Origin of the sequence: Paenibacillus sp. FSL H7-689, assembly GCF_000517905.1 — a bacterium.
Classification (GTDB): domain Bacteria; phylum Bacillota; class Bacilli; order Paenibacillales; family Paenibacillaceae; genus Paenibacillus; species Paenibacillus amylolyticus.
The window spans coordinates 191229-212308 of record NZ_ASPU01000055.1 but is presented as its reverse complement, the minus strand read 5'-3'; the positions used below and the strand labels follow the sequence as shown (position 1 = coordinate 212308).

The 21080-nt window shown below is 44.6% G+C and carries 19 protein-coding genes and 1 pseudogene; 10 read left to right on the top strand and 10 right to left on the bottom strand.

The genetic code is table 11. The features are described 5' to 3' along the window. The coding region (locus tag C170_RS24995) for an exosporium glycoprotein BclB-related protein (RefSeq protein ID WP_036615285.1) at positions 1–949 on the top strand (949 nt) is incomplete at its 5' end. A gap of 180 nt (positions 950–1129) precedes the next feature. Here C170_RS24995 and C170_RS24990 read toward each other — a convergent pair. Then, a complete protein-coding gene (locus tag C170_RS24990; RefSeq protein WP_051447386.1) occupies positions 1130–3091 on the bottom strand; it encodes an AraC family transcriptional regulator in 1962 nt (653 codons plus the stop codon). 113 nt (positions 3092–3204) lie between these two features. Next, positions 3205–3558 carry a DoxX family protein gene (locus C170_RS24985; protein ID WP_036615282.1) on the bottom strand — a complete coding sequence of 118 codons (354 nt, stop codon included), beginning with the start codon at positions 3556–3558 and terminating at the stop codon, positions 3205–3207. Between the two features lie 140 nt (positions 3559–3698). Here C170_RS24985 and C170_RS24980 point away from each other — a divergent pair, with 140 nt between their 5' ends. Both C170_RS24980 and C170_RS24975 read left to right on the top strand, forming a co-directional pair. Continuing rightward, a complete protein-coding gene (locus C170_RS24980; RefSeq protein ID WP_036615280.1) occupies positions 3699–4085 on the top strand; it encodes a winged helix-turn-helix transcriptional regulator in 387 nt (128 codons plus the stop codon). A gap of 21 nt (positions 4086–4106) precedes the next feature. Continuing rightward, a complete protein-coding gene (locus C170_RS24975; RefSeq protein ID WP_036615277.1) occupies positions 4107–5144 on the top strand; it encodes an NAD(P)/FAD-dependent oxidoreductase in 1038 nt (345 codons plus the stop codon). 154 nt (positions 5145–5298) lie between these two features. Here C170_RS24975 and C170_RS24970 read toward each other — a convergent pair whose 3' ends face one another. Beyond that, positions 5299–6066 (bottom strand): ankyrin repeat domain-containing protein, encoded by a 768-nt coding sequence (locus C170_RS24970; protein ID WP_235200830.1) that lies wholly within the window; start codon positions 6064–6066, stop codon positions 5299–5301. Between the two features lie 65 nt (positions 6067–6131). Further along, complete coding sequence (locus tag C170_RS24965; protein WP_081746042.1) at positions 6132–7103, bottom strand: phosphotransferase; 972 nt, start codon at positions 7101–7103, stop codon at positions 6132–6134. A 399-nt stretch (positions 7104–7502) separates the two neighbouring features. Here C170_RS24965 and C170_RS24960 point away from each other — a divergent pair, with 399 nt between their 5' ends. Then, positions 7503–9290, top strand: a complete 1788-nt coding sequence (locus tag C170_RS24960; RefSeq protein ID WP_051447389.1) for an AraC family transcriptional regulator — start codon at positions 7503–7505, stop codon at positions 9288–9290. Between the two features lie 68 nt (positions 9291–9358). Then, positions 9359–9946 carry an imm11 family protein gene (locus C170_RS24955; protein WP_036615269.1) on the top strand — a complete coding sequence of 196 codons (588 nt, stop codon included), beginning with the start codon at positions 9359–9361 and terminating at the stop codon, positions 9944–9946. A 156-nt stretch (positions 9947–10102) separates the two neighbouring features. Here the strand turns inward: C170_RS24955 and C170_RS24950 are convergent, their stop codons facing one another. Then, entirely contained in the window at positions 10103–10681 is a 579-nt protein-coding gene (locus C170_RS24950) for a TetR/AcrR family transcriptional regulator (protein ID WP_036615266.1), read from the bottom strand. 140 nt (positions 10682–10821) lie between these two features. On the opposite strand from C170_RS24950, the gene C170_RS24945 reads away from it, so the two are divergent. Next, positions 10822–11724 carry a CPBP family intramembrane glutamic endopeptidase gene (locus tag C170_RS24945; protein ID WP_235200829.1) on the top strand — a complete coding sequence of 301 codons (903 nt, stop codon included), beginning with the start codon at positions 10822–10824 and terminating at the stop codon, positions 11722–11724. 160 nt (positions 11725–11884) lie between these two features. Here the strand turns inward: C170_RS24945 and C170_RS31420 are convergent. Further along, positions 11885–12025: pseudogene (locus C170_RS31420) on the bottom strand (sulfurtransferase); the annotation flags it as partial. Positions 12026–12321: 296 nt separating this feature from the next. Here C170_RS31420 and C170_RS24935 point away from each other — a divergent pair. Next, on the top strand, positions 12322–13881 hold the full coding sequence (locus tag C170_RS24935; RefSeq protein WP_036615261.1) for an acetamidase/formamidase family protein: 1560 nt from the start codon (positions 12322–12324) through the stop codon (positions 13879–13881). 230 nt (positions 13882–14111) lie between these two features. Here C170_RS24935 and C170_RS24930 read toward each other — a convergent pair whose 3' ends face one another. Next, positions 14112–14948, bottom strand: a complete 837-nt coding sequence (locus C170_RS24930; protein WP_036615258.1) for a sulfurtransferase — start codon at positions 14946–14948, stop codon at positions 14112–14114. A gap of 63 nt (positions 14949–15011) precedes the next feature. Beyond that, on the bottom strand, positions 15012–15956 hold the full coding sequence (locus C170_RS24925) for a DMT family transporter (protein WP_036615255.1): 945 nt from the start codon (positions 15954–15956) through the stop codon (positions 15012–15014). 228 nt (positions 15957–16184) lie between these two features. Between C170_RS24925 and C170_RS24920 the strand changes: the two genes are divergently transcribed. From C170_RS24920 to C170_RS24910, 3 genes are all read left to right on the top strand, one after another. Continuing rightward, complete coding sequence (locus tag C170_RS24920; RefSeq protein ID WP_235200828.1) at positions 16185–17087, top strand: polysaccharide deacetylase family protein; 903 nt, start codon at positions 16185–16187, stop codon at positions 17085–17087. Between the two features lie 37 nt (positions 17088–17124). Then, positions 17125–17778 (top strand): YkyA family protein, encoded by a 654-nt coding sequence (locus tag C170_RS24915; RefSeq protein ID WP_036615252.1) that lies wholly within the window; start codon positions 17125–17127, stop codon positions 17776–17778. A gap of 142 nt (positions 17779–17920) precedes the next feature. Then, entirely contained in the window at positions 17921–18811 is an 891-nt protein-coding gene (locus C170_RS24910) for a hypothetical protein (protein WP_051447385.1), read from the top strand. Positions 18812–19062: 251 nt separating this feature from the next. On the opposite strand, the gene C170_RS24905 is transcribed toward C170_RS24910, so the two are convergent. Together C170_RS24905 and C170_RS24900 are read right to left on the bottom strand one after the other, a co-directional pair. Further along, positions 19063–20235 (bottom strand): mannitol-1-phosphate 5-dehydrogenase, encoded by a 1173-nt coding sequence (locus tag C170_RS24905; protein ID WP_036615250.1) that lies wholly within the window; start codon positions 20233–20235, stop codon positions 19063–19065. A gap of 47 nt (positions 20236–20282) precedes the next feature. Then, positions 20283–20951, bottom strand: coding sequence for an HAD family hydrolase (locus C170_RS24900; protein ID WP_036615249.1), 669 nt, complete (start codon positions 20949–20951; stop codon positions 20283–20285). Between the last annotated feature and the right edge of the window lie 129 nt (positions 20952–21080).

Here is a 21080-nt window from a genome sequence, read left to right as displayed (position 1 = left end):
AGGCACAGCAGGTACAACGGGAGTAACCGGAGCAACAGGCACAGCAGGTACAACGGGAGTAACCGGAGCAACAGGCACGGCAGGTACAACAGGTGTAACAGGAGCGACAGGCACAGCAGGTACAACCGGAGTAACGGGAGCGACAGGCACAGCAGGTACAACCGGAGTAACAGGAGCGACAGGCACAGCAGGTACAACAGGAGCAACAGGAGAAACAGGCGCACCAGGTACAACGGGAGTAACCGGAGCAACAGGCACAGCAGGTACAACCGGAGTAACGGGAGCAACAGGCGCATCAGGTACAACGGGAGTAACCGGAGCAACAGGAACAACAGGTACAACGGGAGTAACAGGAGCAACAGGCACAGCAGGTACAACGGGAGTAACCGGAGCAACAGGTACAACCGGGGCTACGGGTGCGAGTGGTTCTGGAACAATTATTCCTTATGCATCAGGACTTCCCGTTGTGTTGACTACAGTTTTGGGTGGACTTTTGAATACTTCCAGTTTAGTTGGTTTTGGTAACAGTTCTACCGGAGTAAGTGTTAACGGAGGAATTATTGATCTCACAGGCGCTGCAGGCACATTGCTTAACTTTGCTTTCTCAGCATCGCGTGCAGGAACGATTACTTCACTGGCCGCTTATTTCAGCACAACAGCCGGACTTAGTTTGGTTGGATCTACAGTAACCTTAACTGCACAATTATTCCGATCCACTACACCTAATAACTCCTTTACAGCTGTACCGGGTGCATTGGTAACCTTAGCTCCTCCACTGACCGGGATTTTGGCACTGGGCACAATATCCAGCGGGGTGACTACAGGACTGAGTATTCCGGTATCTGCCGGTGACCGCCTGCTTATGGTGTTCTCAGCATCAGTAACAGCCGGAATTGATGTGGCTACAACGGTAGCCGGATATGCAAGTGGGGGCCTTACCATCACTTAACGGAAAATGGGCTATATAACAAGTTTAAAGACAGGGACTCTTGCCAACATGGTGAGAGGTCCCTGTTTATGTGTGTGCTTTTGTTTTCAAACTCTCTTCAAATGAAGGATAAGGACTATACAAAAACATAAAAAGACGAGGATTGCTCCTCGCCTCGTACATACCGTGGCCTACTCAATTTCACTCTGTTTTGGTTAGGCTGTCTACGACAAATTTAAGTTGGGCTTCCAACGAAATTGGGTCACTAAACACGAAGCCACGGCTTTCCTCGCGATAAACGTGATTATTCTGGACAGCAGGGAGGTTATCCCAGATAGGACCTTCAAAAACGGAATCCCCACTCTCATCACCTGTCCATCCACTTACAAAGATATAATCTCCTGCATATTGTGGTAACAATTCAAGTGATAACTTGGCCCAACCTTTGCCGCTATCGATGGCTTCCTTCTGAATGATCGGCGGTGCCTTCAGGTCAAACTCTCCATAAATAATATCTCCACCTCTACCAAAGCTCCCGTAGGCATAAAATTCTTTGGCACTTCCCGTATCAAAAATCGAAACCGTGCGATCACCTACCGCTTGCTCCACGAGTGGTTTATATTCAGCGATCTTAGCATCCCACTCTGCGATCCAGGCCTTCGCTTGCTCTTCTCTACCAGTCATCTTGCCAAAATCCATCAATTGCTCCCGTAGAGGTATTCCATATTCAACAGCGACGGTCGGCGCAATTTTGGACAGCTTTTCGATCGTTTCAGGGTCATTCCAAACGACAATTAAATCCGGCTGCAACTCCATGATTTTCTCGTAGGGTACATCGTTACCGATGTTGACAACGTCATCGAGCTTTCCTTCTGTATAACTGTTAAAGGACTCATCACCAGTTCCAACAGGCTTAAGGCCAAGAGCTAGCAAATGACCGGTAAAGGCTCCTGCAACCATTACTACCCTTTGAGGTTTTTTGGGGATTTGTACTTCACCGTTAACCGCAGAATAGGTTACCATCTCCGAGCTTCCGTTTGTGGTGTTACTGATATTACTCTCTGCACCTACAGTTGGACTTTGCGTACTGCCAGTGCTTCCATTCGTGTTTGCTGGCCTGGAACATGCGCTAACCAATAGAGTTAGGCACAACAGTAGGGTAATTCCTACAGGTAGTTTGCTTCTATACATCCGTAAATCTCCTTTTTCGCTATGTTGATAATGATTATCATCTCTGATATCAATATAACGACGGAGTTTACGCGGAGCAATGGATGATCGAAGCCTAAGGATAGGACGATAAGAACCTTTTGTCACTTGTCCGGACTTATCCTTGAATTGCTTTGGTGTGACTCCCGTATGTTTTTTGAACATTCTTATAAAATAGGATACATCAGCATATCCGACGCTTGCAGCGACTTCTTGCAGAGATAACTCGGTCTTTTGCAACAGCGTTACTGCTTTGTTCATCCTAATACCGATTAAGTAATCGATTAGACTTGCGCCAGTTTCACGTCGGAAGTACTTGGACAGATAAGGGACGCTGTAATGGAATGTATGAGCGAGGGTTTCCCGCGTCAGCGGCTTGGCGTAGTGCTCCTGCATATAGCGTATAAGCTGAGAAGCAAGGTTAGGCCTAACAATGCTTACCTGCTGTTGATCCATTTGTCTGAGCAATTCATATACAAATTGATAGAATAGTGTTTTGGTATAGAGTCGCTCCAAGCGTCCCGGTTTATTCCACTCGCCCAGCATTCGCTCAGTGATTTCGTAGAGGATGGCAGGATGATATGGAATAAAACCGTACTGGAGGTGGAATGGCAATGGTTGATCCGGTTGTTGAAGTGTATGCTGCTTGCCAGATAGCGGTAAGGAGGCTTTGTAGAAAATTAGGTAATAATGAAAGGATTCGTCCGTTGGGATGATGTCCAGACGGGTGTTTTTGCCCCCATGAAGCATATAAAATGGTTTGGTAGCATGCTCATTTCCGTCTAAGATCACGGTTGCATTGCCATTCGTTACGTACAGAAAGGCGCTGGCAGGGAACAGGTAAGGACGTACGCACTCTTCGGCTTGTATGACAATATGTCGTACATCCATGATTTTGAGCGATGCACAATTCCAGATGAGTATGTGTTCTTGTACATTCAAGGTTGCTTTCAATAGAGAGTTGTCTTCCTTCCATGAGCTGTTGAAGCCAGCCTTTTATGTGGTGAGGTTATTATATAATAATATTAGTGGCTTTTTGTCACTTTCCAAAACGTTCCCCGTTTCCTTTACAGTCTTCCAAAGGCTACGATCAACGCAAGAACTATAAAAAAGATATTTACGCCGAGCTCCCGGTACTCTTTACGCCGAATATGAAACAGCATTCCAAGCAGTGTAACAACAGCCAAAGCGATTGCGGCGATCGGCGTAAGCACCGGAGTGATGTTCAGCGCCCAAGGCAAAACAAGGCCCAGCGCTCCGAGTAGCTCCGCGATACCGATCAAAATAACTAGACTTTTTGGCACATCATTGACCCAGGCCCAGGTCTTTTTTGACGACTCGATACGAATGGTTTTCATCCATCCTGAATATACGAAACCTAGCGCCAATATAAGTTGTACGATCCATAACGTTACATTCATCTTTTCTTATCCCCTCACTTGCTCGATTTAAATATCTGCCTCTATACTAAAGTGAGAAGGCCCAATCTGGAAGTAGGCACTTAAACCTAACCAGGTAACCAAAAGTATACCCGGGTATGGTCAGAAAGTGAGGAATAAGAATGACGGTATATTGTAAATTCGGAACGGCCTTGGATATCCTTACGGGTAAATGGAAATCTTTGATTCTTCTACGACTGCTGAGCAACGGTACAATGCGGTTCAGCGAATTACAAAAAGCCATTCCAGATATTTCAAAAAAAATGCTGACCCAGCAGTTAAAAGAACTGGAGTATCACGATATTGTGCATCGCGAAGTATATGCCCAAATTCCGCCTAAGGTCGAATACTCGATTACGGAGTACGGACAGCTCATGAAACCTGTGCTCCAGACAATGAGCGACTGGGGAGCCGGCCATATGCAGCATATGGAGAAGCTGTACAGCGAAGAAGACGAAAAAGGAGCACACCAATCCGAACCACGGAGAATCGATTCCTTGGGGGGATAGGGTGACAAGGGAGAGTTAGTTTTGAATAAACAAAAAATTGTGATCATTGGTGCAGGGATTGTTGGGGCGTGTATGGCCTATCATCTAGCCAAACGAAATCAAGATGTAACTGTTATTGAACGCCACTCAGCCGCGGCGCGTGAAGTCACGGAAAAATCATTTGCCTGGATACATACGACGCATAGAGTGGCTCCTGAATACTGGCATTTGTACGATGCAGCTGTGGAAGAGTATCACACACTTCAGCAAGAGTTGTCCGAACTGAAAATTCATTGGCATGGCGCGCTAACTTGGGACACTCCGCCTCTAAGGGAGCAACACTTTCAAAAATTAAACCGGGAGCAGCTTGAGGCATTGGAGCCCAATCTGAAGGAATATCCGGATGAAGCCATGTTTGTCAGCGAAGAAGGTGCGGTGGACCCTATAGCGGTAACGGAGCTGTTGTTGAGCAAAGCGCAAGAGTACGGAGCAAAGATTCAGTTCGACACCAACGTTACACAGCTGAAGCAAGAGGGTTCCCGTCTGGTTGGTGTTCATACGTCCAAGGGTTTTGTGGAGTCGGATGTTGTGGTATTGGCCGCAGGAACAGGTACACCCGAACTTTGTAACCCGTTAGGTTGTCACGTGCCGGTAACTTCGTCACCTTCAATTCTGATTCGGATGAAAACTGCTAATAAACGGATACACACATTAATCTCCAATGCGCAATTTGAAGCGCGTCAACTGACAGATTATACGCTGCTGGCTGCGGAAGATTATATCGACGAGTCGGAGGAAAACGGACCACAGGCGGTCGGTAAGCGAGCATACGACACATTGCGTCGCAGTCTCAAGCACGGAAAACAACTGGAACTGGAAAGCATAAAGGTTGGATGGAGACCCATGCCTGAAGACGGTTATCCGATTGTGGGCTTCCATGATCACATGAATGGACTTTATCTGACGGTAATGCATTCTGCAATTACGCTGGCGCCGCTGATTGCGAATCTGGCTGCAAGTGAAATTATCGATGGCAAATCAAGAAATGAATTAGACCCTTGTCGCCTCTCCCGGTTTTAGGATCACTACACAACGAAAAGTACATCGCTCAAGTGGCGATGTCCTTTTCGTTGTGGATATTTGTTGGAGTCTTCTATACTTCCCCAGTGGCCACCGGATTCTCCTCATAACTGTATTCGCAGCCGCTGGCGATTGGCAATTGCATGCTAGTTATTCATCTACCTGTGTGAATCTCGCTAGCGGATTTGGCACCTTGACTTTCAAGCCACGGGATCAGTTCGGATGAAAAATTACGTTTTGCTGTATCCAGTGGAGTCATTCCATCCCAGCTGGCTATCCAGTTCAGTTCGGCGCCGTGGTCAAGCAGGTATTCGGCTGTTTCTCTTTGACCTCCATGGCAAGCACACCAGAAGGCAACGGTTACTGCATCGGGAGGAGAAGGGGAGGTGCTTGTTCCCCAAGGATAACGTTCCGGGAGTTGGGCTCCTTTAAAATGTTCTTGTATGGCGTGAATATCTCCAAGGGCGGCCGCATGCCAAAGGGCAAAGATCGCGCCGCGCTCAACCAATCGCCGTGCTGTATCCCATTGTGCAAAAGCAATAGCATCATCCAGCGGCGTGCCACCGGCGATCACCGCGCCAGGCGCTTCAATGTCTGCTCCAGCATCAAGAAGGGCATCGAGCACTTGTACATCATTGGAGCTTGCAGCCCAATGCAAAGGTGTCTCGATGTTTGGACCGACAAAGGGAGCATTCACTTCCGCACCGAACTTGGTCAACACTCGCACGGTATCCGCTCCATTAGGGAAGTGCCCCGGCCAATCCGTCACCACGTGCAGCAGCGTTCGAGAGATACTAGAATCTGAATCTACGTCTTCAGGCTTTCTTTCCAATATTCTTATCTTTGCCAATCCCGGATTCTCTGCCAGCAGTTGCTCTAACGTTGGAATATTTCCAGTGTGAATGGCTTGAATAACGCTCACTGCAAGTTTTTCATCTTCGTAAATAAATTCCATGCGCCAATCTCCTTCCAGGCTTATATCCATATTCATGAAAGCATTTGAACTGCACATCTGGCATGATACTCTGCAAGCCCCCTAGCGAATTGCTGATCGGGGAATTGTCTGTGAAGCAGTTTCAGTCCTCCTGATATCAAGGACAAGTGATGGCAAAATCGATAAAATGTCATCCGCTCCGGGTCGAGATCGTTATTTTTTAAGTAATGATAGAAGTCTCCAAATCGAAACTCCAGAAAGCTATGCTCATGTTCGAGATCGAAGAATCCTGCACCCTCAATATCAATAAGGCATGGTTGCATAGCATGATCTATCCATATATGATCCGGACCTAACTCTCCATGAATGAAACTATAGAGATCTCTAGGTTGAATTGCTGCTTCCAATTCGTAAAGTTTCTCAAGCAACCTTTCGTCATTTTTCCTTATATCTGTCATGTGTTTGGATGCATAAGATAAGGCTGTTTCGGCATCTAACCGCTGAACTTGGTAGCAAGGCCCAGCCTTTTTGCTGTTATCGTTGGCGTTTCCATAAACGTTTCTTTGGATTCCATGCATATTAGACAACATATCCCTGATCCGTTGAAACAACTCATCCCGATCTTTGTGATTTTTATGCTGGAAATACGCTTCGGCTTTCTGTCCATCCACATACTCAACAAGAGCAAAATCATAAGAGTGCCGGTCTCTATCGTTATTTAGATCATACAAGATTGGTGTTCGAATTCCATGTTGAGCGAGAAAGCGAGTATTCAAAGAGAAAAGTTCGCTGCCATAGGAACTGTGGAAAGTGGGTTCATTCAAGATCTCTTCCTGAAAATAGTTGCTGGAAATATCCCAAACGTACAGCATACAAGTGAAACCATTCGTGCAGTCAATTTTGTAAATGACTTTTTGTGCGCCTCCATGTATTCTTGCGCTCTGCGTTATGAGGTAACTGGCACCAAATACATGTTGCACATAATCCTGTAATTCTTCACGAGTAAGATGGTTGTTGGACATCATCGACTTAAGCTCCGTTTCAACTGTATTTTGCCGGCCAGCAACCTAAATATATAGAATATTTTCCCGAAAATATAGACTGTTTCTTTTTGATCTGTTAAAGTGTTGATTAAGGTCTGTATATTCATATGTATATTAAAGAAAGGGGTCGGGTACTCACGTTAGTGGGTGATCCGGCCCCTATTTTGCATGCAAGTTGACTCTCTATTGACTAATATATGACCAATGATTTTAAGGAGCTGGAAAGCCATCTTACATTTCAATGAACATCTTTTATTATGGAACAAGGCATCTATTAAAATAATGGATATTCGCCATATAACTATGCAAATGAAGGAGGGACTTCACTCCTATCGATTCCCTGCGAGCTGTTTCTTATACACTGTGCGTGGCAATGCTGTTATGCAGTTGGATGGAAAAGATCATCAGGTCTCACGATTCCATGTTTTGCATGGTGGGAAGGGCTGTTGCCTGAACATTTTGCCTGTTGAAGAGTTCCTTGAATATTATATGATTTATTACAAAGCCATCATTCCGCTACCTGAGCGTCAGGATATTTTGGCTTTGATGGAGCACCGTAATCCCTTCAAGCTTCAATACGGCTTTGCACCTGATCAGCCTGTTTCCTTGTTAAGCAAAGTACAATACATGATGACAGCTTGGGAAGAGCAAGAGGCACTGGAACAGTTCCATGTAAAGTCATTATTTTATCAATTTGTATACGAGTTGTTATGGCAGATCCACAATGGGCGCGTGCCAACAATAAAGCCAGACCTGGTTGCCCAAATGAAATATTATATGCAGGAACACTATGCTGAACCCATTACAATGGACTTGTTAGCAGAGCTTATGGACAGCAGTCCACGTCATTTATCAAGGCTATTCAAAAGCCAGACTGGTTATAGTCCGATTGATTTTGTCATTCAAATCCGGATGAACAAAGCGAAGGAACTGCTGCTTGCTACAGATGCTACTTTACAGGAAATTGCCAAGGCTGTTGGTTATCCGTATGGTTATTATCTTGCTAAAATATTTAAAAAATATATGGGGATTGCACCTATTCGTTATCGTAAGCAGCATGAAAGTCCTAATGTACCATCGACTGTGGCACGATTAGGCATTGTACAGGATCTAACTTCCTTATATATTGATAATGATTATCATAATCAGCATATATTTGAGGAGGAATTATTGATGTACAGAAGTAGAAAGACACCCTTGGCTATCACATTATTACTTTGTTTAAGCCTATTGCTTAGTGCTTGTTCAACTGGTGGGGCAGGAAGTCCTGCAGCCAATGAAGGTTCTCAGAAGCCAACGAATCAGGTATCGGCCAACAACGCTAACCATACAGATACACAATCTCAAATGAAGACCGTAACCACCTTAAAAGGGGATATTGAAGTACCGGTTAATCCACAACGAGTAGTTGTCCTGTATTTAATGGGTGATTTGCTTGCTTTAGGCGTAAATCCTGTGGGGATCTCTTCTGTAGAAGAAGGAGCGGCTTTTGCGAGTGAACTGGAAGGTGCCACCTCATTAGGAGCATTTAATCCGGACGCGGAAGCAGTAACTGCGCTTAATCCCGATCTCATTATTGTTACCAATGAAGAAATATATGAAGGACTTAAAATAATTGCCCCTACAGTATATATTCCTTATGACCTGCCAGTAGAAGAACGTATGAATTTGCTTGGAGAAATTCTGGGTAAAGAGGGACAAGCTCAGGAGATGTTAGATAACCTTCATAAAAAGGTTGAGCAAAGCAAGGAAAAACTTGAGCAAGCAGGTATTTTGGATAAAACCGTCACAATTATGGAAAGTAACAAAGGTTCCATGGCTGTAATGACAGGCTTGGGTTATGGCCGGGGGTCGCAGATTATTTATCAGTATTTAGGGATGAAAGCACCTGAAGTCTTGCAACGTGAAATTGAAAATGCAAGAAACGATGCAACAAGCAAAGACGTTTCTTATGAAGTATTACCTGAATATGTGGGTGATTATATATTCCGTTCTTCCTTTGAAGGAATGGTTGATCTGTCAGATAATTCAATTTGGAATAACATCCCCGCAGTCAAAGAAGGACGTCTGATTGATATGAGCTTTGGTTTATTTTTCTACAATGATATTTATTCGTTAGACAAACAGCTTGATTTTATTGTGGATAACTTGCTTAAAACCGCGAAGTAATTGGAGGGGCCGCTTAACCTGTATAATTGATTGAAAGGCACTTTATTTGGAAAGGAGACATCATTCTTTTGAACTATTATTTTCTGGAATCTCAATATCCACGTAGAGGGTTTATTAGTGGCGGAACAACTTTCACTCCCCAATTAGATATGAATTATTTGGCGATAGAGAATCCGTTGCCTGAGGGGACAACGGCAGAGGTTGAGCTACTGTCTACGGTACGCAACCTGAACGTAGATTATTTTGAGACGATCACAGGAACGAGACACGTATCAGATCGTTTTAAAACGCTGTTGGAGGAAACGAAAACAAATACACAGTTTATTCCGACAACGGTGTGTTACCACGATGGTCGTGCGGTTGAAAAAACCTATTGGACTGCACATCAGCTTGATCGTTTGGATATTTTTGATTATGAACGTTCGGAATATGGGCGCAAAGCGGTCATTGCTGCATCTGTACAACAGCCTCCACGTAAGATCGTCAAAGTTGTATCTCAAATCTGCTTTCATGAAGAACGAATTGGCGAGCATGAATTTTTTATGCTGGATTATATAAATATCTTCAAACCCATTGTTTCAAAAGATTTTTACGAAGTATGCCGAAAACATAGGCTGAATCTGAACGTTACAGAGGTCGGAAATGTAAGCATCTAAAATGCTGCATGAATATAATGGAAGCACAAAGAAGCCCATGCAAAACGTGGGCTCTTTAGTCTTTATTTTTCCCCGGTAGCCACCGGACTTTCTTGTGTATTTTGCTAGGCGCGGGTCAGCTGGCTTAGCTCCCTGATCTATGCATCAAGTTTTCCTTTAACGTATAATCCAATTGATATAGTCTTGTATCATTTCTTTGCTTCGTGTTCTATTTATCTTATCCGGCTCTAGATACAAATTGAGAGCCATCCCATTCATAAAGGCATACAGTTTTTCTTGTTCCTTCTCTTCATCGGTTGTACGCAGAAGACCTTCATTTTTCAAGTACATGATGCAGTTCTTGATTGCGTTTTGCAGGTCCTCATAATTGGCGTCGAACCCTTTTTGCGTTTTTCCATAGCTTACAAATGCAAACCAAACCTCCATTTCCAATAATGTTTGTTCATCCGTCGGGACTAGTTCGAGCAAGTATTCAACAATTCTTTCTTGAGGCGCCAGTTCTCTTGCATTCAGATTTTTTATTCGAGTAAGTACCTTTTCCTTAACTAACTCAATTGCAAACGCTAATAGACTCTCTTGTTTTGAAAAGTAATGTCTTAAAGCGCCTTGTGATAATCCGGCCTCCTTCGCAATCGTTCTTGACGTTGCATGATGAATGCCTTTCTCACTAATGATTTTCCAAGTAGCTTCAGCGATAATATTCTTCATCTTCTCATGGTCCACGATTTTTGGCATACACACAGAATATCATATTATTTAACTCAACTGAAATAAATAGACGATGAAGAAGGGATGTGCTAGAATTTATTTAACTCAACTGAATTAAAAAAAGAATGGGGCAAACGCAACATGCCACTCAAAGGAGTGCAATTGGAATGAATCAGCAATTCAAAGTAATGCTTCCAGCATGGGGAAAGGCAATCGGCTTATTATGTATGATCATTATATTTGCTGCTGTATTGTGGTTAGTGTGGACCGGAAATTTGAATATAAGGTACACGGCTGATCATGAGGAAGTGATTCCAATATGGCATAGTATGTTACCGGCATTCCTTGGTATTTTTCTAATCGATATGATTCCTTATCAAAGTCATGATTCCTCAATTTTCCAAAAAATGGAGAAACAGCACTTGGTCGTTCAATCGATTGTATTATTGCTGTCAGGCGTTTTATTTACGGTTTCTCTGATAACGATAGACCAGCAAGGATTACATTTCCAGCTATATTATTTGGCGTTCAAGTTAACGACATTATTGTTCATCCCGTTGATTTTATTGCTGATTTATCGCAAAATGACTGCCGGGCATCAAGACATTATCTCGGTAAAACCTCGCACTCGCAGACACGTCATCGTACCACTAATCGTTATTTTGGTCTGGGGTTATCTAAAGTTCTATTCTCCAATTGCACAACCAGAAGGAGAGATCGTAGCAACCGATATGACAGAATTACTTCTCTTGGTGTTGATTGGTTTTATGATCAATAGCGTATTGGAGGAAGTTTTTTATCGGGTATGGCTGCAAACCCGATTGGAGACGTTGCTTGGAAGATGGCCCGCCATACTACTAGTTTCAATACTATGGTCCATTTGGCATGTCGCCATTCAAGGAAATGGTCATTGGGATATTGATGTGGCAACAGTAATTGCAAATCATGGGGTTACAGGTCTGTTTCTTGGTTATTTATGGGCCCGCTATCGTAAAATATGGGTGATTATCTTGATACATGGACTCATGAATGCTTCTCCTCATTTTCTTTTGCAGATCCTGTTTCATTGAGCGAGAAAGGATTTGGTTGGATCAGTCTCCCCATGAAACATGCCTCTATCTCTCCCATATTCCCGAGTGACGCTCAGGCACTAGAAAATACACCGCCCCAGGCATCAGCCTGCATGGCGGTGTATTTGTTTTTGAGATCCTGCAGACTTGTGCTCCGTACCTACTCTTCCCCGATAGCCACCGGATTCTCCTCATAACTAATCCAGTAACTCCAGCTTCCGGAATACAACTTCACATTTGAGTATCCCGCTTTTTCCAGTGCAATCACGTGCGGACAGGTGATTAAGCCTGAACCGGAGTGCAGTAGTATTCTTGGGGCGGGTTCATAAACATCAAAGACATACATAGTTTTCCTGTAACTTAATTTCGTTTGTTCAAATCTCTGAAGATGGATCCTTAAGTTACTAGGAGTATTTTAGTTTTACACGCCTTCCATATGATAAGTATATTAACATATTGTTTATGTTTATAAGTTTATTCTTGAAAAATAGCTCCTTAATGTTATGTTTGTTAACAAAATAATATTGTTGTAAATGTATTTATATGTTAGTGTTTATTTGTGTTAGAAAATATTACATATCATAGAGGGGGAGCATAATGTTTATTAACCGAACGATTAGGAAATTTGGAGTTTCAGTAGGGATTATAAGTATGTTTACATTTGCTCTACCTTCAGTGGGTTTTAGTATGCAACTGCAACCAACAACCCTTGATAAGGTAGAAGGTAATTATTATGTAACGTCTGCGATTGAGAACATTCGCTGGGGATCACTGCCTAATCGAGACAGCTCTCCGATTCTTACTGTACCATCAGGAAGTGCTGTAACATTTGATACAGTATCGCATGAGGGACTGATAGAGGATCAAGGGAGAAATCCAGTGGAGTACTTCGGCAAATTCGGGATATCCCCCGATGGAGTGTTGGATGATGCGAAGGTGATTGCGGCTTCTGAGATTAAGCATGATTATGTAAAAGACGGACCTCATATTATCACTGGGCCAGTAGCGGTTGAGGGAGCGGAGCCGGGAGATGTTCTTAAAGTAGAAGTCCTTTCGTTGCAAACTCGAGTTCCATATGGTGTCATTTCTAACCGCCATGGTAAAGGTGCCCTTCCTAACGAATTTCCAGAAAATACAGGCCCACAAGAGGGAGCTAGCGCAACAAAACCAGAATTATATAATAATGTATCTATATTTACGCCTATTGAAGAAATCAACGGCAATTGGTATGGAGTATTACCAACAAAAGCTGGCAAAAATGTACGTTTCCCAATTAACCCGTTTCTAGGTGTTATGGGGGTTGCACCAAATACCAGTGAAGTTGTGAGTTCTATCCCACCTATTGAAACAGGAGGCAATATGGATATTAATGAGTTGGGTGTTGGTGCAACTATTTATTATCCGATTCAAGTTAAAGGTGGGCTATTCTATACTGGAGATCCACACTTTGCTCAAGGAGATGGAGAAGTAGCGTTAACTGCATTGGAAGCTTCCTTAAGGGGGACAGTTCGGTTAACGGTGTTAAAGAAAGGTGATCCATCACTACCACACAGCGGAGAATTCACGCAACCCTTTGCTGAAACCGAGGATTATTGGATTCCAATTGGACTGGACCCTGATTTGGATGAAGCCATGAAAGAATCCGTACGTGAATCGATTCAATTCTTATCCGATAAGCTTGATATGGATAGAGGTGTAGCTTATGCTTACCTATCGGCGGCAACGGATTATGAAGTATCTCAGGTGGTAGACCGAACGAAAGGGGTTCATGGACTCATTCGAAAGACCGATTTCCTCGAATATGTTGACGTTGCAATGAATGTAGGGGGGACGACAATCAAACCGGTTGTTCATAACAATGAGTTCTACGTACCGATTCGAACCATTTCCGAGCTATTGGGTGGTACAGTAGTGTGGGATCATAAGACGCGTACAACGCAAATCAAATTAGGCACGAAAAATATAAGTGCTCAAATTGGTTCAGATGTATATTCAATTAACAATAAACTGGTGTTCAATAGTAACGTACCAAAGCTTTTAAATGGCGAAACCGTAGTTCCGGTTTCTGTTATTAATGAAATACTAGGTGCTTATGTAAACTGGACGACGATCGACAAGACGTTAACAGCTAATGTATCGTTAAGTAAAAAACAATAATAGATTTCATTATTCAACCGCGGTGGACAGATATCCATCACGGTTTTTTTCGTTATCATGAATCAAAAAAAGCTGCCACTTGATGTCTACTTCTGTGTGCTTTTAAATACTTACTGGGTTGTATTGTTGAATTGATGTTGACTCCGAACATAGAAAAATACATCGCCGGGGCAGATAAGCCACCTAGCGATGTATTCCTCTTTGAGATAATGTGCACCCTCGCTACATTCTTAATTTTCCCCGGTAGCCACCGAATTCTCCTTATAACTGATCCAATCGCTCCAACTTCCGGAATACAACTTCACATTCGAGAATCCCGCTTCTTCCAGCGCAATCACGTTAGGGCAGGCCGAGACGCCAGAACCGCAATACACGATAATCGCACCATCCTTGTCCAGCTTACTGAAACGCTCTTCTAACACCCCAGTATCTGTCCAACGTCCATCCCAATCCAACACATCTTTCCAAAAATAATTCACCGCACCCGGAATATGTCCGGCTTTGGCATCAATGGGTTCCTCCAGACCTGCATAGCGGCGAGCATCGCGAGAGTCGATTAACACGGAGCTGCCACTTGCCGAGGCTTGTTGCACATCTTCAACACTTGCCAGCATGGCTGGCTGGATATTCACCTCAAAGGAAGATGGGATCTGAACCGGTACGTCCGTGGTCACAGGGAATTTGGCGTTTTTCCAAGCGGAGAAACCTTCGTCCATGATATACACCTGTTCATGACCGATATAGCGCAGCAGCCACCAAAGACGAGATGCATTCATCCCGCCTTGATCGTCATAAGCAACAATACGACTATTGGAGCCGATGCCAGCTTTGGAGAGACGACTTGCGAGCACAGCCGGATCAGGAAGCGGGTGACGTCCTCCGTGTGCAGAGACAGGAGAGGATAGATCTTTTTCCAAATCGAGATAGACAGCTCCTGGAATATGTCCAGCTTCATAGGCTTGTCTTCCAGCCTCCGGCTGACCGAGCAAGAATCGGCAATCTGCAATAACTACATCCGGTTCATACATTCTGGCGAGCAGCCAGCGCATGGATACAATATTTTTCATCAAAATACACCGCCTTATGAGAGTGGTAGAGTCTTTTATTACTATGATTTACGAAAAAATACGTTATACCGTAGTAGGTTCAACAGGCCCTTTACCAGCGATAGGAGCATCAGCAGGAATGGGTTGAGGTTTGGTTTTGCCATATCGAATGAAGATCCATACCCCGAATATGATGACAACCCCGGCAGACATCTGTAATGCACTGAGGGATTCGCCGAGCAGTATCCAGGCCAGTAATGAAGAGAATACGGGTTCCCCAAGTACGCCCATGGATACCGTCGTGGCATTCATATATTGAAGCAACCAGTTGAAGAGATAATGTCCAAAGATCGTTGGCACAATGGCGAGCAGCAGGAAGATTCCCCACTCTGACGCAGCGTAACCTCCGAACGGATGGCCCATGATCAGATTATATACCGCCAGCGTGCAAGCGGCTACGAAGAACACCCAGAAGTTATACGAAAATGCACTAAGTCCCGCTCGCAAAAATTGACCCAGCAGCATATGAACGGCGACTGCGATTGTGCCAAGTAAAGACAGGACATCACCTTGCAGGGCAGTACCTGCCAACTGGAAATCTCCTGCGCCAATGACGATTGATCCAAGCAGGGCGATGCCCATGCCGATGATCATCATGCGGTTAATTTTGGCTTTGAACAGCCATACCGAACCGGCAAGAATCAGTATAGGCTCCAGCGCGAGAATAACTGTAGAACTGGCAACACTGGTGAGCCGTAGCGAACCCATCCAGAGCAGAAAATGAAGGGCCAGCATCACACCGGATGCAAGCAGTAAGCCCCACTGCCGTAAACTCAGCCGCATCATCTCATGTCTGTATTTCCAGACAAACGGGAGCATTAGTAGATTGGTCAGAAATAGACGGTACATGGCAATGACCGCAACATCTGCGGTAGACCAGCGTACAAAGATCGAAGAGAAAGAAATGGCGATAATGCCGACAAAGAATAACAGATAGATGGATCTGCCGGCACGGTTCAAGCTTGTCATGGGTGTAGCTCCTTCTTGAAGTCTGATAGCGTAAATCACTTCATTATACAGGAGAAGACAACCGCAGGAAAGATAAAGAGAACGAAGAGATAAGTAGATTGTAACCGGGCTTGTAACTATTCTGTCATTCTCCCGATCCATTTTTCTATTAATCTTCTATATAGAGACATGAAACGAGATAATATACCAATAATCGGGAAAAAATGAAAGTAAGGAAGTGGCATGACAGTGAGAGTTCAACAAGAGAGAGCGGGAGAGCGTGGCAGTATTCCGCCTAGCACAAGTCGCACGAAAACACATAAACGAAGAAAAATCCGGTATGGAAGGGTAGTCATAGCTCTAATGCTCCTGGTACTGTTCGTTACCGGTAGTACATATGTATTCTTTGGCATGACGCATTGGATCAAAAGCGTTGTGGCGCCGCCTCCGATTACTGTAATCGAACAGCCGGCCGAGCTTGGCATGATACAAGTTACTCCGGATGCGAAGGAGGAGCCGGCACGGTTCCAGGGCCAGGTTCGCAAATTGGCATACATAACGTTTGATGATGGGCCAACTGAATATACAGAACAACTGCTGGATATATTGAAGCAGCATGAGGCGAAGGCTACCTTTTTTATGATCGGACGTCAGTTGAATCAGCATCCAGAAGCGGTGAAACGGCTGTTGAAGGAAGGCAGTTATCCTGGACTTCACAGCATGACGCATAACTATAAAAAGCTGTATAAGAGCGGCAACTCGGCAAACTTTGTGAAAGAGTTCAAGAAAGAGCAGAAGATGGTGCAGGACCTGATTGGTTTTACACCTCATCTGATTCGTGCACCTTATGGCAGCAGTCCACAGATTGGTGAAAAGTTCAGAGGTGACATTGCAGCGGCCGGCTTCAAAATGTGGGACTGGACGACAGATTCACTCGATTGGAATCTTCCCGGTCAGCCGGACAAGATTGTGGCCCGGGTGAGCAAAAGTGTACATCGGGATAAGGAAGTGATTCTGATGCATGAGCGGGAGCAGACGGTTCAGGCTTTACCACGCATTCTGAAGTTACTCGAAGATCGGGGTTACGAGTTCGAAGTATACGATCCGGATGCACACTGGGTAGCCAATTTTAGCGGAGATACCCGCTTGTAATATAACAACAAGATGATGCAAGAGAGGAAGGACTTGGGTGCTAACGAGTAAAAAAGTGGCGCTTGCGGCAGTTAGTGTATTGCTAATTCTGCTGGTGAGTGGTTGTGGAGATCCGCAGGAGCCTGCGGCAAATCAGATAAACCAATTGGTGCTCAGCGGTCAGGAGATCGATCAGAGTTTGAAGACGCTGACCAGTCATGAGCAGGAAGATATGAAGTTATACAAGTCTATTTTAGACAATGGCAAGAACAAAAACAGTGATCTCGAAGCACTGCTGGATCAGGCAGCAGATCATATCCATGAACGAAGAACGTTGTTGAAAAAGGCGGAAGAGGCCATGGAACAGACCAACGAGAAGACGGTGGCCCTGCGCGGTTCATTGAAAGAACTATCATTTGAAAAAGAAGAAACGTTGGCACAGGCTGAAAAGGTGCTGGATCAATATGAATCAAGAGCACGTGCATTGGAAAATTTTGTTGCCTCGTATCAGCTGAGTCTGAGTGCCGATGAACAGTTGTATGATCTGATGAGAGAAAGTGCAGAACCTAATCTGGTTAAGATTAAGCGAGCCATTCGGGTACGGAATAGCGAATATGCGAAGCTTGCTGAATTCCGAAAGCAATTTAACCTCCAGACCAAAGCGTTTAACGGAGCCAATGCCAAACTGGTACAGATGGATCAGGCCAGCTGAGCAGAGGATCTGAGCAACCATTCAGACATTTTGCATGATTGAGCTGCCTGTCTCCCGTGTAAGTACTAGTATACAGCCAAGCCAATGGATGAGAAGCAACATGGACAAGCATCATTGCGTATAAGCTAACGGAGGTGTTCATATGCGAAAAGGAAATACAATGAAAGTCAGTGCATCACTCCTGGTTTTACTTATGGGATTCTCGCTTGTGGCTTGTGGGAACAGTAATCCTGCTGCACAGCCAACAGTGAATAATACGGAAGAACAGTCACCAGCACTGGAGCAACAACCAAATGAAAGTGCTGCAATAGAAGCAGAAGGTATTCTGACTGGATGGGCTGATCCGCATACCGTTGAGATTCGAGTGAATGAGAAGCCGATGTCATTCCAGGTGAGCGAAGATCTGCAGAAGTCTCTGGATGATATCGATGACGAAGATTCCGTTCGTTTCAAATATGTAGAGAAAACGATTGATGCAACAACGAAACAGTTGGTACTTACAGAGATTGCAAAGATTGAATCGAGTGATGACAATAACGGTTCCAATGCAGGCGGTACAGTAACGTCCGATCGTCCGAAGACATCAGAGCTGGAAGTGACGGTAGAAGGAATGACCGAGAAACGCCCAGTGAAACTGGCACAAGCGAAAGGTTATTCACTTTATGTGTTTGAACCGATGGTTTTTGACGCCGAAGACCATGAATTAACAATGAAGATTGATCCGGATTATGAGGTAGAGATTGAGAAGCTGCCGGCGAATTACAATCTGGATGCGCTGAAGATGGATGCCAAGGAAGAGTTGTCCGAGACCGGAGAAGTGAAGCAATTAACGGCTGAACAACTCAGCAACGGCCCGATGAAGGATGCAAGATTATACATGATGTCCCAGAATGATAAGAAAACAGAGTATTTTATCGTGAAAGAACTGGACGGCAATGGTTTCATTTTCCACATCCAAGCACCTATTGGTGAACCTTCGGAAGGTTTCCTGCCCATGGCATATGCATCCCTCAATTCCATTATGAATGAGTAGAAAAGGGATAGAGCCACGCGGTTAAACCAAATGATGTATTAATTTAAAAAAGATTCCCCAAACAGCGTGTTTCCTTGAGAGAGGAGATGCGCTGTTTTATTAACGTTACTACAATATAGATAGATGTGCCGTGCCACGCCGTGCATAGACAAATAGCCGGAAGGAGCGATGCTGCTGCATAGGTTCCTCCCGGCTTCTTGGCCGTGCTTCTATTCAGTTTGCAGGATCAAACCCATGCCCTGATCCGTTACTCAGGTTAGTATGGTCGATTCCTTGCGCCCTTTGAGTTCCTGGTAACGGGCGATTACATTCTGATGAACGGGATGTTCGTCGGGAATTCCCATGCGCTCACGGATGAAGGCGGAGACGCCATCTTCGCGAATCATGTGTTGTAGCTTCATGGCTTCCTCGTCGCGCTTGTCATTAAACAGCATTGCGGCCGCCATAGCAGAAGTTAAATGAGGAATTTCAATTCCGAATTCACTGGCCTGCAGCGCTGGGCGAACAAGCCGATCATGAGGCGAAAGCTTGCGAAGGGGGGAACGTCCGACCCGGGTGACCTGATCCGTCAGGTTGGGATTGGCGAAGCGTTCCAGTATGGTGTCGATATATTTGTTATGCTTCTGTGCGTTGAATCCATGCTTCTGGATGAGCATCTGACCGGTCTCTTCCATAACATGACGCACCTTGGCCCGCAGGGTGGAATTACTCATCACCTGTCGGATCGTCTTGAATCCTTCGAGATAGCCGAAGTATGCGGCGACACAATGGCCTGTATTGACCGTAAACATTTTACGCTCAATATAAGGTTCAAGCGAATCCACATAGTGGACGCCGTCTATTTTCTTAAATCCATCCAGAAGTGCTGGACGATGAACGACCCATTCGTAAAAAGGTTCAACAGTGACCTGCAGCGGGTCTTTGTGGTTTTGAGCCGGAACAATCCGGTCCACGGCTGCATTGGGGAAAGAAACATAACGTTCGGCTTTTTTGCGAGTTTGTTCATCCAAAAATGGATAGATGCGTTTCTTCAACCTGGTGCTACCACCGATGGCATTTTCGCAAGCGATAATATGCAGTGGAGCCTGATTATTGTTTTTCATGCGAAGTTGAATGCCTTTGGCGATCGGTTCGGCGATATCTCCGAGTGCAGATACACCCACGGCGGTTGTGATCAGATCGGCTGAAGCGATCTCTTCAGCAACCAGATTCTGCTCACTCACATTGATAGCCGTCACGTTGTTGACAATCGTAGTGTCCTGATCTCTATTGGCAAGTGTAATCGGATATTCCTGTCTCTCTTGAAGCATGGAGATTTTCTTCGGGTTACGTGCGACAAAGCAGACTTCATAGTCGGAAGCGGACAACATATGACCGATAAAACCGCGGCCAATATTGCCCGCACCAAAATGTACAGCTTTCATGTGTGAACTCCCCCTTTAAGGATTTAATCGCGAAATTCGTGCAGACCTTAGACGGTAGTGACGAGTGGCTTCGAAATCAAATCGTTAAATGTAAGGTCAGTCAAGCAAGACAGCCGTTGGTGAGGCATATCGAATTCCAGTGTTCCTGTGATGGTATTCGAGATGACTACGCAGTGCATACCAGCCGCAGCAGCTGCACGCGCGCCGTTAGGTGAATCCTCAATCGCTACGGCTTCGTCTGCAGTTACTCCAAGGGCTTCAAGCGCTTGAGTGTAGAGTTCCGGGTCAGGCTTCACATTTGCAACATCATCTGCTGTACGAATGACTTCAAAATAATCTTTCAGTTTCAGTTGTTCCAGATGCTGTTCAACCCACTCCCGTTTGGAGCTGGATGCTACAGCCAATTTCAGTCCGGCTTCACGTGCTTGTTCAAGATATTCCTGAATACCAGGACGCACCTTTTCTTTGTTCATCAATGCAGCGTGCTGCAACTGAACGGATTCCCTGAACTCTTCCCGATCGATCGGAAGATTCAAATCTGTGATGAGGTACTCATATGGATTAAATGTTTTCAGACTGGTACCGATGCATTGTGAATACATCTCCAGGGTTAAATCTACGCCGTGTTCCTTGTAAGCATCACGAAAAGCAATATACCATGCTGTCTCTGTATCAATAATCGTTCCGTCGAAATCAAACACCAGTGCCTTAATCATAAATTTGTTCCTCCTGTTTCAGAATTAGTTTGGGGATAAAATAAAAAAAATGAAAATTTTCTGCAAATTCATTCCCTGTATTCATTAATCTGCGGGATATTAGTTGACGCAATAAACCGAAAATGAATA

Coding starts and splice junctions, on each gene's coding strand:
- C170_RS24980 (WP_036615280.1), top strand. CDS start 3,699: ATGACGGTATATTGTAAATTCGGAACGGCCTTGGATATCCTTACGGGT.
- C170_RS24905 (WP_036615250.1), bottom strand. CDS start 20,235: ATGAAAGCTGTACATTTTGGTGCGGGCAATATTGGCCGCGGTTTTATC.
- C170_RS24900 (WP_036615249.1), bottom strand. CDS start 20,951: ATGATTAAGGCACTGGTGTTTGATTTCGACGGAACGATTATTGATACA.
- C170_RS24965 (WP_081746042.1), bottom strand. CDS start 7,103: ATGATGTCCAACAACCATCTTACTCGTGAAGAATTACAGGATTATGTG.
- C170_RS24935 (WP_036615261.1), top strand. CDS start 12,322: ATGTTTATTAACCGAACGATTAGGAAATTTGGAGTTTCAGTAGGGATT.
- C170_RS24960 (WP_051447389.1), top strand. CDS start 7,503: ATGCAGTTGGATGGAAAAGATCATCAGGTCTCACGATTCCATGTTTTG.
- C170_RS24950 (WP_036615266.1), bottom strand. CDS start 10,681: ATGCCAAAAATCGTGGACCATGAGAAGATGAAGAATATTATCGCTGAA.
- C170_RS24945 (WP_235200829.1), top strand. CDS start 10,822: ATGAATCAGCAATTCAAAGTAATGCTTCCAGCATGGGGAAAGGCAATC.
- C170_RS24930 (WP_036615258.1), bottom strand. CDS start 14,948: ATGAAAAATATTGTATCCATGCGCTGGCTGCTCGCCAGAATGTATGAA.
- C170_RS24985 (WP_036615282.1), bottom strand. CDS start 3,558: ATGAATGTAACGTTATGGATCGTACAACTTATATTGGCGCTAGGTTTC.
- C170_RS24925 (WP_036615255.1), bottom strand. CDS start 15,956: ATGACAAGCTTGAACCGTGCCGGCAGATCCATCTATCTGTTATTCTTT.
- C170_RS24910 (WP_051447385.1), top strand. CDS start 17,921: ATGCGAAAAGGAAATACAATGAAAGTCAGTGCATCACTCCTGGTTTTA.